The organism is Streptomyces sp. NPDC059850, assembly GCF_042731515.1.
In the GTDB taxonomy this organism is placed as follows: Bacteria; Actinomycetota; Actinomycetes; order Streptomycetales; family Streptomycetaceae; genus Streptomyces.
The window spans coordinates 158,762-173,743 of sequence record NZ_JBHWJI010000012.1 but is presented as its reverse complement, the minus strand read 5'-3'; the positions used below and the strand labels follow the sequence as shown (position 1 = coordinate 173,743).

The 14,982-nt window shown below is 71.8% G+C and carries 10 protein-coding genes; 5 read left to right on the top strand and 5 right to left on the bottom strand.

The genetic code is table 11. The features are described from left to right. Positions 1-48: 48 nt before the first annotated feature. Positions 49-2,916 (bottom strand): AAA family ATPase, encoded by a 2,868-nt coding sequence (locus ACFV9T_RS12810; protein ID WP_385439272.1) that lies wholly within the window; start codon positions 2,914-2,916, stop codon positions 49-51. Between the two features lie 316 nt (positions 2,917-3,232). Further along, positions 3,233-3,427: a DUF5999 family protein gene (locus ACFV9T_RS12805; protein ID WP_385439270.1), complete on the bottom strand. Its 195-nt coding sequence runs from the start codon at positions 3,425-3,427 to the stop codon at positions 3,233-3,235. Positions 3,428-3,709: 282 nt separating this feature from the next. On the opposite strand from ACFV9T_RS12805, the gene ACFV9T_RS12800 reads away from it, so the two are divergent. Both ACFV9T_RS12800 and ACFV9T_RS12795 read left to right on the top strand, forming a co-directional pair. Further along, positions 3,710-6,085: an ATP-binding protein gene (locus ACFV9T_RS12800; protein WP_385439267.1), complete on the top strand. Its 2,376-nt coding sequence runs from the start codon at positions 3,710-3,712 to the stop codon at positions 6,083-6,085. A 249-nt stretch (positions 6,086-6,334) separates the two neighbouring features. Continuing rightward, the gene (locus ACFV9T_RS12795) at positions 6,335-8,512 is read left to right on the top strand and encodes an aminotransferase class I/II-fold pyridoxal phosphate-dependent enzyme (RefSeq protein WP_385439304.1); all 2,178 of its coding nucleotides are present in this window, start codon (positions 6,335-6,337) and stop codon (positions 8,510-8,512) included. Here ACFV9T_RS12795 and ACFV9T_RS12790 read toward each other — a convergent pair. Continuing rightward, a complete protein-coding gene (locus ACFV9T_RS12790) occupies positions 8,507-8,896 on the bottom strand; it encodes a hypothetical protein (RefSeq protein WP_385439265.1) in 390 nt (129 codons plus the stop codon). The genes ACFV9T_RS12795 and ACFV9T_RS12790 overlap by 6 nt on opposite strands. A gap of 138 nt (positions 8,897-9,034) precedes the next feature. Between ACFV9T_RS12790 and ACFV9T_RS12785 the strand changes: the two genes are divergently transcribed. Continuing rightward, on the top strand, positions 9,035-9,895 hold the full coding sequence (locus ACFV9T_RS12785; protein WP_385439263.1) for a helix-turn-helix domain-containing protein: 861 nt from the start codon (positions 9,035-9,037) through the stop codon (positions 9,893-9,895). 5 nt (positions 9,896-9,900) lie between these two features. Beyond that, complete coding sequence (locus tag ACFV9T_RS12780; protein ID WP_385439260.1) at positions 9,901-10,137, top strand: DUF397 domain-containing protein; 237 nt, start codon at positions 9,901-9,903, stop codon at positions 10,135-10,137. 71 nt (positions 10,138-10,208) lie between these two features. Here ACFV9T_RS12780 and ACFV9T_RS12775 read toward each other — a convergent pair whose 3' ends face one another. After that, entirely contained in the window at positions 10,209-11,363 is a 1,155-nt protein-coding gene (locus ACFV9T_RS12775; RefSeq protein WP_385439258.1) for a M20 family metallopeptidase, read from the bottom strand. Positions 11,364-11,406: 43 nt separating this feature from the next. Beyond that, positions 11,407-13,011 carry an AbgT family transporter gene (locus tag ACFV9T_RS12770; RefSeq protein ID WP_385439256.1) on the bottom strand — a complete coding sequence of 535 codons (1,605 nt, stop codon included), beginning with the start codon at positions 13,009-13,011 and terminating at the stop codon, positions 11,407-11,409. 137 nt (positions 13,012-13,148) lie between these two features. Between ACFV9T_RS12770 and ACFV9T_RS12765 the strand changes: the two genes are divergently transcribed. Further along, complete coding sequence (locus ACFV9T_RS12765) at positions 13,149-14,165, top strand: Lrp/AsnC ligand binding domain-containing protein (protein ID WP_385439253.1); 1,017 nt, start codon at positions 13,149-13,151, stop codon at positions 14,163-14,165. The last annotated feature ends 817 nt before the right edge of the window (positions 14,166-14,982 follow it).

Below are 14,982 nucleotides of genomic sequence, written 5' to 3'. Positions count from 1 at the left end.
GTCGAACGGATAGTCGAGGCGTGGGAGGGCGGCGCCGGGGTGTCGCGCTCAGGTGCGGCCACGTGCCTGGGACACCCACGCCGGAGCCTGCGGGTGCGGAATGCTGGGGGTGCGCAGCACCGACGTCAGCTCGGCCCGCTGAGCCAGCCCCAGTTTCCGGTAGACGCTGGTGAGATGCGTCTCGACGGTGCGTACCGTGACGAACAGCGACTCCGCGATCTCCCGGTTGCCCGACCCGGCCGCGGCGAGGGTGGCGACCTTGCGCTCGGTGCCGGTGAGCAGGTCCACCGGGGAGGCGGTGATCTCGCGCATCCGGCCGCCCGCGGCGACCAGCCGCCGCCGGGCGGCCTTGGCGAGCGCCAGCGCGCCACAGCTCTGCGCGAGGTCGGCGGAGGTCCGCAGATGCTCGCGGGCGCCACGGGAGTCCCCGGCGTCCAGCAGGGCGGCGCCGAGCGTGAATTCGGCACGGGCGTGCTCGGCGCGGGCGGGCGAGGCGGACAGGTGCGCGACGGATTCGGTGAGCAGGGCGACGCCGGTCTCGCCACGGGTGGTCATGCCTTGGGCGAGCGCGGCGAGTCCGAGGGCGCGCGGGGTGCCCCACCGGCGGGCGAGTTCGGTGCCGTGGTCGACGACGTCCCGGGCCTCGTCGGCGCGCTTCTCGGCGGCGTACACCCAGGCCGCCTCGGCCCACCAGGGAATGAAGCACGGGTTGGCGAACCCGGTCTCCTCCAGGGACGAGCCGCAGTCGAGCAGCAGCCGCAGCGCGGTCCGGCCGTCGCCCAGCGCCCAGCGGGCCCGGGCGCGGGCCATCATGTACCAGTGGTACTCCATGACGAACCCATCCAGGTTCGGCCGGGTGACCTGGCCCAGCAGCTCTTCGGCCCGCTCGGGCTCGCCACGGTCGACCAGGACGGTCGCCAGGGCGATATGGGGCATCGTCATATGGCTGCCCCACCGCTCGTGGCCGACGATCTCGACGGCGGTCTGGGCGTCGGCCAGCGCGTCCGGCATCGCGCCGAGGCCGTGCAGGATCAGGGCCCGGGTGGAGAGGGTGAGGACGTACGACCACACCGCGGCGTTCTCCTGGCCGTACCGCAGCGAGCGGTCCATCGCCTCCAGCGCGTCCTCGACCTCGTCGGCCAGGCCCAGGGTGAACGCGGAGAAGAGCAGCGACCAGTTGCCGAACGCCACCCCCGGGGGACGCAGGGCGCGGCGGGCCTGGCGCACCGTGCGCTCCGGGGAGGTGCCCTCCATGGCGCTGAGCACGGTCATCATGGCCAGCAGCTGCCGCTGCGCGGGCGTGTCCCCGGCCGGTTCGGCCAGCTCCGCGAACCGCTCCCGGACGGTGGTGATGGTCGCCTTCTCGTCGGATCCGCTGATCAGCAGCGCGGACCGGACGAGGGTGAGCAGTTCGTGGTCGCGGGGTTCGGGGTCGGGCCCCAGCTCGGCTTCCAGCGCGTCCAGTACACCGACGAGCGTCCTTACGGCGGCCGGTGACTGCTGCACCGTCAGGCAGGTCATGCCCAGCTGCACGGCGATGGGCGCTTTGGCCCGTACGTCGGGGGTGAGTTCGAGGGCTTCGTTCAGGAGCCGGATCGCCTCCACCGGGTGGGTCTCGGCGAGCGCCCCGGCCAGCTGGACCCGGGTGGACACACTGTCGGGCTCGGCCTCCAGGACCCGGCGCAGATAGCGGGCGGCGGCCTCGGGCGCGCCACGGGTCACGGCCTGGCCGGCGGCTTCCCGCAGCACCCAGCGCATCCACGGCTGGGGGTCTCCGGGCACCAGCAGCACCTGGCCCGCGACCTCTTCGGCGGGGCGGCCGATGTCGCTGAGCAGTTGGGCGGCCCGCGCGCGGAGTTCGGCCAGGGCGTCGGCCCCGGCGGCGTCGAGCACGGCGGAGCGCACCACGTCATGGGTGAGGCCGGGACGGTCCGGCGCCACCACCTCGGCGCCGCGCAGCAGCGTCACGGCCTCCTCGACATGGGCGGCGGACACCCCGGCGAGGGCGCCGATGTGCTCCGGACCCTCCTCGCCGAGCACGGCGATCGCGGTGGCCACGTCGCGGACCCAGCCGGGCTGGCGGGCGAACAGGGCGTGCACCGACTGGGCGACCACGTACTGGCCGACCTCGGCGATCTCGCGGATCCCGGTGTCGTCCGGCCGCGCCCCCTTGGCCCGCAGCTCGTGCAGCAGCCGGGTGACGGTGAGGGGGTTGCCGCCGCAGACGGCGGCGGCGCGCTCGACGAAGGACGGCGCGACGGGGAGCGGGAAGATCTCCTCCGCCATCTCGGCCACGTCGGCGTCGGTCAGCGGGCCGAGCCGGAGCGCCGAGGAGCGGGGCTGGGCGGCGATGTCGGCCAGCGCGGCGGGCGCGACGGGCTCCGCCTCGGTGCGCTGGGCGAGCACCACGAGCAGCGGCAGGTGGTCGGCGCGCCGCAGCAGGAAGTCGATCCAGTGCAGCGAGCGTTCGTCGCACCAGTGCACGTCGTCGAGGACGAGCGCGAGCGGGCCCTGCGACATGAGGTTCACGGCGAGCCAGTAGAGCCCGTGGAGCACCGGGAAGGCGCTGGCGGAGGAGGACGGGTCCTCGTCGCCGGGGCAGGGGGTGAGCGCGGGCAGGGCGCGGCGGGCGCTGCCCCGCAGCAGCGGGGAGTCGGCCGCGTCGTCGGCGGTCAGCCCGAGGGGGCCGAAGAGGGCACGTACGCCGCCGTAACCGGAACCGGCCACGACCTCGCCGCAGGTGCCGTGCAGGACGGTCATCTTCCCGCAGGTGTCGCTGTCGAGGAAGGCGCGCAGCAGGCTGGTCTTCCCGATTCCGGCGGGCCCGGAGAGCACCACCAGACCGGACCGCCCGGCGCAGGCGGCCTCCGCGTGACTGGTCAGCACCGTCAGCTCACCGGTGCGGCCGACCAGCATGCTGGGTAAACCCGAGTCGTTGGCCCGGTCCAGCACAGTGGTCCCCCTCGCACCCCCGTGGTGTGGAATTCGCACAAATACGCTACTCGACGCGATCATTAGGCTACACGAACAGCCTCACGGCGATCAACGTCGATCGCGGGCGCGCAGATGCGCACGGACGCGCTCGGACACGCACGGACGCCCCTGAGCACGCGGAGGCCCGGGAGGCGGAAGGCGTGGTGAGGGCGTTCACCGTTCCGTCCCCGGGCCGTTTTCGTATCACCGTGTGGGTACAAGGCGTGGAGTCGTCAATCGCATCTCCCTTCGTCGGGCTTCATCCCGCCTGGTCGGGGCAGGCACGGGGCGCCGGGATGACGCGTCCGTCGGGAAGCAGTTCACCCGTGTCCGCGAAGACCACCACTCCATTGCAGAGCAGACTCCACCCCTGCTCGGGGTGGGAGGCCACCAGACGCGCCGAATCGTGATCGGGTGCGTCGGCGGAAGGACAAGGGGGCTGATGGAGGCACATGGCGGACCTTCGATCTTCCGCCGTCTCTCGGCGGAACTCTTCACGAGGTCACCAGCATGGGACGGCGGGCCGGGCGGCGAGGAGGGGAGATCTCCCCGGATGGCTACCTGACCCGCCCCCGACCCGGTTGCCCTGGGCGACTACCGCTCACCCTCGGTGGAACCGGCCTGTGCACAAAGCCGCGAGCGACCTGCGGGAGCCGTCCCCCGGGCATAGCCTGGACAGTGACCGTTCGGGCCGAGCGGGGGACTCCCGCCCGCCCGAGGCTGGTGCGAGGCATCGATGGGTGCGGTGGCGACGAGCACCCCGACCGGGCGGCAGACAGGCTGGCTGCCGGCCGAGGTGACGACTTTCGTGGGGCGTCGGCACGAGGCGGCCGAGGCCCGGCGCATGCTGTCCGCCTCCCGGCTGGTGACCCTCACCGGAGTGGGCGGGGTCGGCAAGACCCGGCTGGCGCTGCGGGTCGCCGAGGAGGCCCGCCGGGCGTTCGCCGACGGGGTCTGGCTGGTCGAGCTGGCCGCCCTGGAGACCCCGGATCTGCTCGCCCGGAGCGTGGCCGAGGCCCTGGAGGTCCGGGACCAGTCCGCCCGGCCGCCGCTGGACGTCCTGGTCGACCATCTGCGCGAGCGGCAGACGCTGATCGTCCTGGACAACTGCGAGCATCTGATCCAGGGCTGCGCGCTGCTCGCCGACCGGCTGCTGCGGGCGGCTCCCCGGCTGCGCATCCTGGCCACCAGCCGCCAGGCGCTGGGCACCGCCGGTGAACAGACCCTGGCCGTTCCGGCGCTGGCGCTGCCCGACACCACCGGACCTCGGCTGTCCACCGCGGCACTGGCCCAGTGCGACGGGGTGCGGCTGTTCGTGGAGCGGGCCGGGGCGATCCTGCCGGGCTTCGCCGTCACCGACACCAACCGGGACGCCGTGGAGCGGGTGTGCCGCAGGCTGGACGGCATCCCGCTCGGGATCGAGCTGGCGGCCGTACGGCTGCGCGCCCTCTCCGTCCAGCAGCTGCTGGACCGCCTAGAGGACCGCTTCCGGCTGCTGACCACCGGCTCCCGTTCGGTGCTCCCCCGCCACCAGACCCTGCGGGCGCTGATCGACTGGAGCCATGACCTGTGCACCGAGCAGGAGCGGCTGCTGTGGGCCCGGGTCTCGGTGTTCGCCGGAAGCCTGGACCTGGAGGCCGCCGAGGCGGTCTGCGCGGGCGACGGCATCCCCCGCGAGGACGTGCTGGACCTGGTGACCGAGCTGGTGGACAAGTCGGTGCTGATGCGCGAGGAGCACGGCGCCACGGTGCGCTACCGGATGCTGGACACGCTGCGCCAGTACGGCCGCGAACGGCTCGCCGCCTCCGGCGAGGAGCCCGACCGGGTGCGGCGGCACCGCGACTACTACCGGCGGCTGGCGGCCGACGCGCACGCCGCGCTGTTCGGCCCGGCCCAGGTGCAGTGGTTCACCCGGCTCCAGCTGGAGCACGCCAATCTGCGCACCGCCCTGGAGTCCAGCTTCGCCGAACCGGAGGAGACCACCTGCGGCCTGGGGATCGCGGCCGACCTCCTCTACCACTGGATCACCAGCTACTACCTCGGCGAGGGGCGCCGCTGGCTGGACGAGGGCCTCGCCGCCTGCCCCGAGCCGACCGAGGTACGGGCCCGGGCGCTGTGGACCAACAGCTGGCTGGCCATCATCCAGTCCGACACCAAGGCGGCCGCGGCCATGCTGGCGGAGAGCCGGGCCATCGGCGAACGACTCGGCCTGGCCCCGGTCCTGGCGTACGCGGCGCTCTACTCCGGCATGGTCGCCATGTACCGGGGTGACGCGCCGTCCGCGATCGCGCTCTACGAGGAGGCGGTGGCCCGCCACCGGGCCACCGGCGATCCGGTCGGGCTCGCGCTCGCCCTCATCCGGCTCTCCCTGGCCCACTCGTTCATCGGCGACTCGCCGCGCGCCATCGCGCTGGGCGAGGAGTCCCTGGAGGTGTGCGACGCCTACGGAGAGGGCTGGCACCGGGCGTACACGATGATGGCGCTCGGCGTCGAGGTGTGGCGCCAGGGCGACACCGCCCGCGCGGCCGCCCTGGAGAAGGACAGCCTGACCTTCAACCGCTCGCTCGACGACCCGCTGGGCGTGGGGGTCAACCTGGAGGTGCTGGCCTGGATCGCCGCCACCGACCGGGACCACCGGCGGTCGGCCCGGCTGCTGGGCATCGTACGGACTCTCTGGCAGTCGGTCGGCTCCTCGCTCTCCGGCTACGGGCACCTGGCCCACTACCACGACGAGTGCGAGGCGGACGTGGCCCGGGCGCTGGGCAGACCGGCGTACAACGCGGCCGTCAAGCAGGGCGCCCGGCTCGCTTACGACCAGGCGCTGGTCTACGCGCTGGAGGACGAGCTGCCCACCGGGGAGGCGGCGGCGCCCGAGCGGCCGTCGCCGCTGACGCCCCGGGAGACCGAGATCGCCCAGCTGGTGGCGCAGGGGCTCAGCAACAAGGAGATCGCCGCGGCGCTGGTGATAGCACAGCGAACCGCCGAGGGCCATATTGAGCACATTTTGAGCAAACTTGGTTTCACCTCGCGTGCTCAGGTAGCTGTTTGGGTAGCGCACCAGGACCGGGCCGCCCTCACCGACGGCGAGCGTCCACCGGACGCGCCCGCCTGACGCTCCGCCCGCCACCACCCCTCCGGACGAGCGGGCGACAGGCCGAGCGAGGGGCGGAATTTTATTCGATCAGGGAACATCTGTCCCTCGGTTTCGCGCACACCCCACGAAAATCCTCAGGTCCCCCACGTTTTTGGGATCATGCGTCAGGCTCGAGGGACGAGCCGCAACGGTCGTGATTGCACGACCCCTTGCGACCGAGGAGGTCCCGCCGTGACTGTTGCCGCAGTCGGCAATTCCGGTGATGCCATGGAACTCTTCCGTGGCACCGCCCACAGCCCGTCTTTCTTCGCGCTCAACCGCGCCGGGATCACGGGTGGCGGACAGGAGCTTGTGGACTTCTGCATCCCCTGCAATCCGTACTTCCCCACCCCTGCCATGTTCGCCGTGATGGCGGTCAGGCTGCGCGAGATCCTCACGTACTACCCGAGTTCCGCGGACACCATCACCGCCGAACTGGCCGATGTGCTGGGCCTGCAGCCGCAGACCATGGCCATGGGCAACGGTTCGACCGAGCTGATCACCTGGATCGACCATCTGCTGGTGAAGGAAAGCCTCGCGGTGCCGATTCCCACCTTCGGCCGGTGGACGGACCAGCCGATGGAGACCGGCAAGCGGGTCGACATGTTCCAGCTCCCGGAGATGAGCGGATTCCAGCTCGACCCGCAGGCCTTCGTCCAGTTCGTCCGGTCCCGGGGATCCCGGGTCGCCGTCATCTGCAATCCCAACAACCCCGACGGCGGGCTGCTGTCCCGCCAGGCCGTCATCGGCCTCATGGACGCGCTGTCCGATCTCGACCTGGTGGTGATCGACGAGTCCTTCCTGGAGTTCGCCGACGCCGAGGCCTATCCGAGCGTCGTGGACGAGGCGATCCTGCGTCCCAACGTCATCGTGCTGCGCAGCCTCGGCAAGAGCTTCGGACTGCACGGTGTCCGCTTCGGCTACCTCGTCGCCAATCCGGCGCTCGCCGTGCAGATCCGCTCCCGGCTGCCGAAGTGGAACCTGAACTCCTTCGCCGAGGTCATCGTCTTCATGCTCAAGCGGTACCGGCAGGAGTACGTGCAGAGCCTGCGCATGCTCAGCCGCGACCGGCAGGAGATGACGTCCCAGCTGGCCGGGCTGCCCGGGATGACGGTCTTCCCCTCCCAGGGCAACTTCGTCTTCGTCAAACTCCCGGGCGGTACGGACGGCGCCTGGGTCCGGGACCAACTGCTCGCCCAGCACGGGGTCCTGGTCCGCGAATGCGGCAACAAGCTGGGCAGCAGCAGCCAGTTCATGCGGCTGGTGGTGCGCTCCCAGCCGGATGTGCAGCGGCTGCTGACCGGGCTGAGCACCGTGCTCTACGGGACCTCCTTCTACGCCCCCCAGGTCGCCTACGACCAGCAGAGCGGCTGGGACCTCCAGGCGCCGCTCTACTCCGCCCCGGCCCAGCAGCTGGACTACCAGTACCAGCAGATGCCGCAGCTGCCCGCGGCCCCCGCCGCTCCCGAACCCCAGCCGCCGATCCAGCAGACCCCGCAGCAGATGCAGCAGATCCTGCAAATGCAGCAGATGCAGCAGGCGGCTCCGCAGCAGCAGCTGTACTCGGCGAACGCCCTGCCCGCGCCGCAGGGCGTGGGCTCGGACGCGTACGGGCAGTCCGACCCGTACGGGCAGTCGGTGTCGACCGCGCAGTCGCAGTCGACCTCGCAGCCGCCCGCCGAGCTGGCACCCGCGTACGTCGCCACTCCCCCGGTCCAGACGCCGCTGTACCAGGTACCGGCGCAGCAGCAGCTGCAACAGCAGCCGATGCAGCAGATGCAGTCGATGCCTCAGATGCAGCAAATGCCACAGATGCAGTCCATGCCGCAGATGCAGTCCATGCCGCAGATGGCTCAGATGCCGCAGATGCAGCAGGCCTCCCAGATGGCCGAGCAGATGGCTCAGCAGCAGCTGCAACAGCAGATGCAGCAGGCGGCGATGCAGCAGCCCCAGATGCAGCAGATGCAGCAGGCACCCGCGCCGCAGCCCCAGGCGGCGCAGGGCCAGGCTCCGTACCTGCAGATGGCTCAGACCCCGCAGACCCAGTTCCCGCAGGCTCAGCAGCAGACCCCGCAGATGCAGATGGCGCAGGCCGAGACCGGCCAGAACCCGGTCGTCCAGCCGCAGGGCGCGATGGCCGGGTACGCCCAGGGGCCCTCGCCCGCCGAGCAGACCGCGCTCGACCAGATCCCGCTCTACCGGCCCGAGCCCGCCGCCGTGCCGGAGCCGTCCCCGGCGGAGCAGACCCAGGTCATCGACTACGACCCGGCCGAGCTGCGGGCCTCCGCCCCGGACCGGCCCAGCCGCCCGGCCGACGCCGACAAGGACCCGGACGGCTCCGGGCCCGCGCTGATGCGCTACCCGCGCCCGGCCGCGTACCTGCAGACGGACGACGGCACCTCATGATCCGGAACGCCGGTCCTCGCGCGGCCAGGCCGGAGAGACCCCGGCCACCGCGCAGACCGCGATGTGCAGCAGCAGCGGGTGGGTGTAGGGCACTCCGTCGTCCGGCGAGTGCACCACCCGCGGTTCCCCGGCCACCCGCTCGGTCCGCCGCCCGGGCGGCGGACCGTCCGGCACCGCGCCCACCGCGTAGACGGCCGCCGAGGGCCAGTTGACGCCGACGTCGGACTGAGCCGGCACGATCCACCACCAACGCCCTCCGGCGGCCAGGACGCAGCCCACCCGGGGCAGCCGTGCCATGACCTCGGGCCCGTACCGCTCGGCCACTCCCACCGCGTCGTGCCGCCGAAACGGCCGCGATGACGGCGGCCTCCGTAACGGGATCATGACGCAACTATCGCGATGGCCGCGCACACATGGCAAGTAACACTCTGAATTGTGCAGAGTTGCTTGTGCAGTGTGTCCGGGCCGTACTGGACATGGCAGACTGCGGGCATCAGCCACGGGGTCAGGGGAGGTAGCAAGGTGAGCGAACCGCGGTCGGCTCCGACCGTGGGCCAGGTCGTCCTCGGGAAACGCCTGCAGGAGCTGCGCGAGAAGGCGGGGTTCAAGCGCGAACAGGCCGCGCAGGTGTTACGAGTCGCCCCGGCCACCGTCCGCCGGATGGAGACCGCCGAGGTCGCCCTCAAGGTGCCCTACGTGCGGATGCTGCTGGACGCCTACGGGGTCATCGGCACGGAGCTGGAAGGGTTCATCGCCCTCACCGAGGAGGCCAACCGCCCCGGCTGGTGGCAGCGGTTCCACGACATCCTGCCGGACTGGTTCAGCGTGCACGTCAGCCTGGAGGGCGCGGCCGAGATGATCCGGGCGTACGAGCCGCACTTCGTCCCCGGCCTGCTGCAGACCGAGGAGTACGCCCGCGCCGTCATGCAGACCGGCGCCATCGGCAAGGCCGGGTCCAGGGAGGCCGAGCGGCATGTGGCGCTGCGCATGGAGCGCCAGTCGCTGCTGAACCGCCCGGACGCGCCCCGGCTGTGGGTCGTGATGGACGAGACCGTGCTGCGCAGACCCGTCGGCGAGCCCGCGGTGCTGCGCAGACAGGTGGACCGGCTGCTGGAGAGCACCGAGATGCCGCATGTGACGCTGCAGATCTCGGAGTTCGCCTCCGGTCACCATCCGGGCACCTACGGGCCCTTCGTCCTCTTCCGCTTCGCTGTTCCCGAACTGCCGGACATGGTCTACGTCGAGTACCTCACCGGCGCCGTCTACCTCGATGAACGCATCGAGGTGGCCTCGCATCTGGAGGCCATGGACCGCATGGCGGCCCAGGCGGCAACCGCACGACGCACAAAGGAAATCCTCTGTGATTTCCGCAAGGAGCTCTGATCTGCATGGATCGCATCTACAACGGCATGCGCGCCACCGACCTCGGCACCGAAGGCTGGCGCAAGCCGTGGAGCGGTGGCAACGGCGGCAACTGCGTCGAGGTCATGAAGCTGGACGACGGCCGGGTCGCGATCCGTCAGTCCAAGGATCCGGACGGTCCGGCGCTCATCTACACCCGCAACGAGATAACCGCCTTCATCCAGGGCGCCAAGGAGGGCAAGGCCGACTTCCTGGTCTCCTGACGCCCCGTCCGCCCGCCGCCGTGAGTGACCGTCACGGCGGCGGGCGGCGGCGTTCTGTGCTTTACGAGGCTTTACGGGGCGTCCGACGCCAGCGCCCGCAGGAGCCCGATCGCGAGGGCGGTGCGTGCCGGGACGGCGTCGAGCAGGGTGTGTTCATGGCGGGCGTGGGCGCCCGAGCCGAGGGCGCCGAGACCGTCGAGGACCGGACGGCCGAGCGCGGAGACGAAGTTGCCGTCGCTCGCCCCGCCGACCGCGGTCTCCTCCAGTTCCCAGCCCAGTTCGGCCGCGAGGGTGTGGGCCTGCTTGAACAGCTGCCGGGACGGCTCGTTCGGGACCATCGGCGGGCGGTTCCATCCGCCGCTGACGGTCAGCCGCACCCGCGCGTCGGAGGGGGCGAGGGCGTCGAACGCGGCGTCGACGCGCGCCATCTCGGCCGGTTCGGTGACCCGGATGTCGATGCCGCAGCGCGCCTGGGCGGCGACCACGTTGCGGCCGGTGCCGCCGCTGATGAGCCCGACGTTCACGGTGGTGCCCCGCTCCGGTGCGCCGAGCGCGGTGATGTGCGGGACGGCCTCGGCGAGGGCGTGGATCGCGCTGGCTCCGGCCAGCGGGTCGAGCCCGGCGTGCGACTCGACACCGTGCGCGGTCACGTCGAACAGCCCGACTCCCTTGCGCGAGGTCTTGAGCGCCCCGTTCTGCGCCGCCTCGAACACCAGGGTGGCGAGGACGCCTTCGCTCAGCCGCTCGATGTGCGGCCGGGAGGCCGGGCTGCCGATCTCCTCGTCCCCGTTGAGCAGCAGCCGGACGGTCGGATGCGGCAGCTTCAGCTCGCGCAGCAGCCGCAGCGCCCATACGGCCTGCACCAGTCCGGTCTTCATGTCGAAGACGCCGGGTCCGCTCGCCTTGCCACCGGCCACCTCGAAGGGCCACTCGGCGAGGATTCCGGCGGGCCAGACCGTGTCGTAGTGGCACAGCAGCAGCGCGGTGCCGGGCGCGGTGCCGCGGTAGGTGAGCGCCAGCACATCGCCGTGCGGACCGCAGTCCTGGCGCTCCGTCCCGTCCGGCTCACCGAGGCGTGCCACCAGCCAGCCGTGGATGGCGGCGAGCCCGGTGTTCAGCAGGTGCTTGTCGTCGCTCGGCGTCTCAAGCTCCACCAGCGTCCGCAGGTCGTCGGTCATCTCGGGCAGTGCCCGCTCCGTCGCGGCGGCGATGTCGGAGAGCGTCATCAAGGGTCCTTCCGGGAGGGGGTTTCGGTGACTCGGCGAACGGTCAGCGGACGGGTGCCCCGGGGCCGAGCGGGATGCCCAGCGCCCACCAGGCGTAGAACAGCAGGGTCCAGGTCACCAGCATGGCCAGGGACAGCGGCAGGGTGAGCGAGGCGAGGGTGCCGATGCCCGCGGAGCGCCGGTAGCGCTGGAGGAAGCCGAGCGCCATCACGAAGTAGGCGCTCATCGGGGTGATGGCGTTGGTGCAGGAGTCGGCGATGCGGTAGATCGCCTGGGTGGCCTCGGGCGGGACGTCCAGCAGCATCAGCATGGGGACGAACACCGGGGAGACCAGCGCCCACATGGCCGATCCGCTGGTCATCGCCAGGTTGATGACCGTGCACACCACCACGATGCCCAGGAACGCGACCGGCCCGGTCACCCCGAGGTCCTTGAGGAGGTCGGCGCCCCGGATGGCGAGCACCTGGCCCACGCCCGTCCACTTGAAGTAGGCGAGGAACTGGGAGATGGCGAAGAACAGCACCAGGATCGGCGCCATCTCCCGCATGCCCTGCGCCATGAAGTCGGGGATGTCCCGGCCGCCGCGCACGGTGCCCGCGGCCCGCCCGTACACCGTGCCGAGGAGCGCGAAGAGCAGGCCGAGCACCACGGCGATACCGGAGAGCACGGGCGACTCGACGATGCTGCCGCCCTCGCCGCGCAGGGGCGAGCCGGTCGGGATCATGGCCACCACGATCGCCGCGAGGAAGAGCAGGAAGACCAGCCCGCTGCGGCGAAGGCCGCGGCGCTCCTCGGGGCGCAGGTCGAGCGCGACCGGGTCGGTGCCCGCGTCGGCTTCGCCCTCTTCCGCCTCGGGCGGCAGCGCCGCCACCTGCCGGGCCGACACCTTCTCGGTGACCAGCGTGATGACGGCGGCCAGGACCACGGAGGAGGCGAGCGAGAAGAAGTAGTTGGCCAGCGGGGTGACGGTGTATCCGGGGTCGACCGTGTGCGCGGCGGCCGTGGTCAGCCCGGAGAGCACCGCGTCCATCGGTGTGATCAGCGGGCTCGCGTCGTATCCGGCGGACACTCCCACGAAGGCCACCACGATGCCGAGCACCGGGCTGCGTCCGACCGCGCGGAAGGCCAGGCCGCCGAGGGGGACGAGCACCACATAGGCGGCGTCGGAGGCGATGTGGGCGACCATCGAGGTGAAGGCCAGCGCGAACGTCATCCAGCGCGCCGGGACGCGGGAGACCCCGGCCCGCAGCATCGCCGTGAGCATCCCCGACTTGTCGGCGACGGCGACCCCGAGCATCACCACGAGGATGGTGCCGAGCGGCGGGAAGGTGGCGTAGTTGGTGATCGCGTCGGTGATCATCGACCGTACGCCCTCGACCGAGATCAGGCTGCGGACGGCCACGGTCTTGCCGTCGGCCGGATTGTCCGCGGACACGTCCGCGGCGGCCAGCCCCCAGCTCACCACCGCGAGCAGCGCGCTCAGGATGGCGAACAGCCAGAAGGGATGGGGCAGTTTGTTGCCCGCGCGTTCGATGGCGCCGAGCACCCGCAGCAGACCGGACAGCGCCGCGGAAGTCTCCGCGGGGTCCTTGGGCGGCGTCCCGGGTGGGGTGTTGTCGGGCGTGGTGGTGGTGTCGTTCGAGCTCACCGGCCGCACTTCCTTCGTCCGGATGACGGGGCGTGGTCGTCCATTAGAGAAGGCGGTGATGGAATGAGGCAAGTAAAAGCCTTGTAACGCCAGAATGATTCACCGATAGCACACCAATCGCACGATAGGTTCGACCCATGCCGGAGACCTCGCTGCTGGACGCGCTGGACGACGCCGACCTCGATCTGGTGGCCGCCCTCCAGGTGGCCCCGCGCGCCCCGCTCAGCGCGCTCGCCGATGTGCTCGGCAGCTCGGCCAGCACGGTCGGCCGCAGGCTGGCCCGGCTCGCGGACGAGCGGCTGCTGCGGGTGATCGGGCAGGTGGAATGGCCGATGCTGGCCGAGGGCAACCCCATGCACCTCTGGGTGGCCACCGTCCCGGGGCAGGCGCGGCAGGTGGCCGGGCGGCTCGCCGAGCTGCCCGAGATCCCGTTCGTGGCGACGACCACGGGCCGCACCGACGTGTACTGCTCCCTGCACGCCACGCGCCGCGCCGGGGCGCGGGAGCTGCTGATGAACCGGATCCCGTCCGTCCCCGGCGTGCGGTCGGCCCACACCGAACTGGTGCTGCGGGCCTCGGCCAAGTCCGACTCCTGGCGGCTGCGCAGGCTCGGCGACGACCAGCTGCGGGCGCTGCGGGAAGTGGCCGATCCGCTGGACGAAGCCGCCGAGCCCGCCACCGTCGCCGGGTTCAGCGACGAGGAGCTGGGTGCGGTCGAACTGCTGCGCCACGACGGGCGGGCCAGCGCCGCCGAAGTGGCCCGCGCGCTCGGCATCAGCCGCTCGACCGCCTACCGGCTCACCCAGTCGCTCCTGCGGCGCGGGCTGGTGCGGCCCCGGGTGGAGATCGAGCCCGCGCTGCTGGGGTACGCGCTGGAGGTGGTGGTCGAACTGCACGTGGCGCCCGGAGCCATCCAGCAGGTGGCCGACGCCCTCGCCCGGCACCCGTCCGCGCGCTACGTGTCGATCGTCGCGGGCACCTCGTCGGTGATCCACCACGGGGTGTTCCGGGACGAGGAGGGACTGGCCGTCTTCCTCACCCACGACCTGGCCGCTCTCCCCGGCATCACCGCCTGCGAGGTGTCCGTGATGCTCGATGTGCTGCGCCGCTACTGGATCGGCCGCGCGGACGGACGGCTCGTCATCGCGGGCTGACGCTCCAGGAACGCTGGAGGGGGCGGGAGCGGCCGGGGACCGAGGGGGCCGACCGGCGGCCGAGGGCACGGCCCGGAGCGGCGTGCGCCCCCGGTCCGGCGTCCAGCGGCGCGACGGAGCGCCGGGTACGCCAGAAGGCCCACGGCGCACGGCCGGTGACGACCGGCACGCACCGTAGGCGCGCTGCACATCCTGGCGTACGGACCACCGTGCGAGGATTCCCTCGATGCGGCGGGGGGACGCCGTACGGAATTGACGGCACCGGCGTCGCGGAGGGTCCCGGCGATCCGGGATCAGGAGGTGATTATCCGGAACCGCTCCTGCGAGCGATCTACCGGGATGAAGTCGATGTGAGGCAATGATATGCGCGTCGGCACGCTCCCCGCTATACGGGGACCGCGTGATTCTCCGCCAGTTCCCGGCCGCCGCGGAGGCGGCCTCTTTTCGGAGAACTGGCGCGGTACGCGGGCGGTCCGGGAGGCGGTGGAAGGCGGGAGATGAGAGCAAACGGCACGTCAAGTTCGCTTGTGAACCTCCGAGTTGCCGGGGGTTGGCCCATGCCCGTGAGCCGGGGGCCAAAGCCGGGTGAGGAGCGCGGGAGTTGTGGCCGGGGCTCTTCGGCGCCGCGTACCGAATCCCGCGCCGATGGGCGGCGACGACGCCAGGCCGCTCCCCGGCAGCCCGTGGCGGCGGCTGGGCCCTGGCCCGCCCCGCGACCGCCGTTCTCCGCCCGTATTACCGCGTCCTCTCCACCGGTCCTTCCTCTATTCAACTTCTCCCGCTCCGCTCTTCGACTTCGCGCTCGCACCGCGCCACG

Bases quoted from the DNA above. Each gene is read 5' to 3' on its own strand.
- ACFV9T_RS12805 (WP_385439270.1), bottom strand. From the start codon at position 3,427: ATGTGCCTCCATCAGCCCCCTTGTCCTTCCGCCGACGCACCCGATCAC.
- ACFV9T_RS12800 (WP_385439267.1), top strand. From the start codon at position 3,710: ATGGGTGCGGTGGCGACGAGCACCCCGACCGGGCGGCAGACAGGCTGG.
- ACFV9T_RS12780 (WP_385439260.1), top strand. From the start codon at position 9,901: ATGGATCGCATCTACAACGGCATGCGCGCCACCGACCTCGGCACCGAA.
- ACFV9T_RS12795 (WP_385439304.1), top strand. From the start codon at position 6,335: ATGGAACTCTTCCGTGGCACCGCCCACAGCCCGTCTTTCTTCGCGCTC.
- ACFV9T_RS12790 (WP_385439265.1), bottom strand. From the start codon at position 8,896: ATGATCCCGTTACGGAGGCCGCCGTCATCGCGGCCGTTTCGGCGGCAC.
- ACFV9T_RS12810 (WP_385439272.1), bottom strand. From the start codon at position 2,916: ATGCTGGTCGGCCGCACCGGTGAGCTGACGGTGCTGACCAGTCACGCG.
- ACFV9T_RS12765 (WP_385439253.1), top strand. From the start codon at position 13,149: ATGCCGGAGACCTCGCTGCTGGACGCGCTGGACGACGCCGACCTCGAT.
- ACFV9T_RS12775 (WP_385439258.1), bottom strand. From the start codon at position 11,363: ATGACGCTCTCCGACATCGCCGCCGCGACGGAGCGGGCACTGCCCGAG.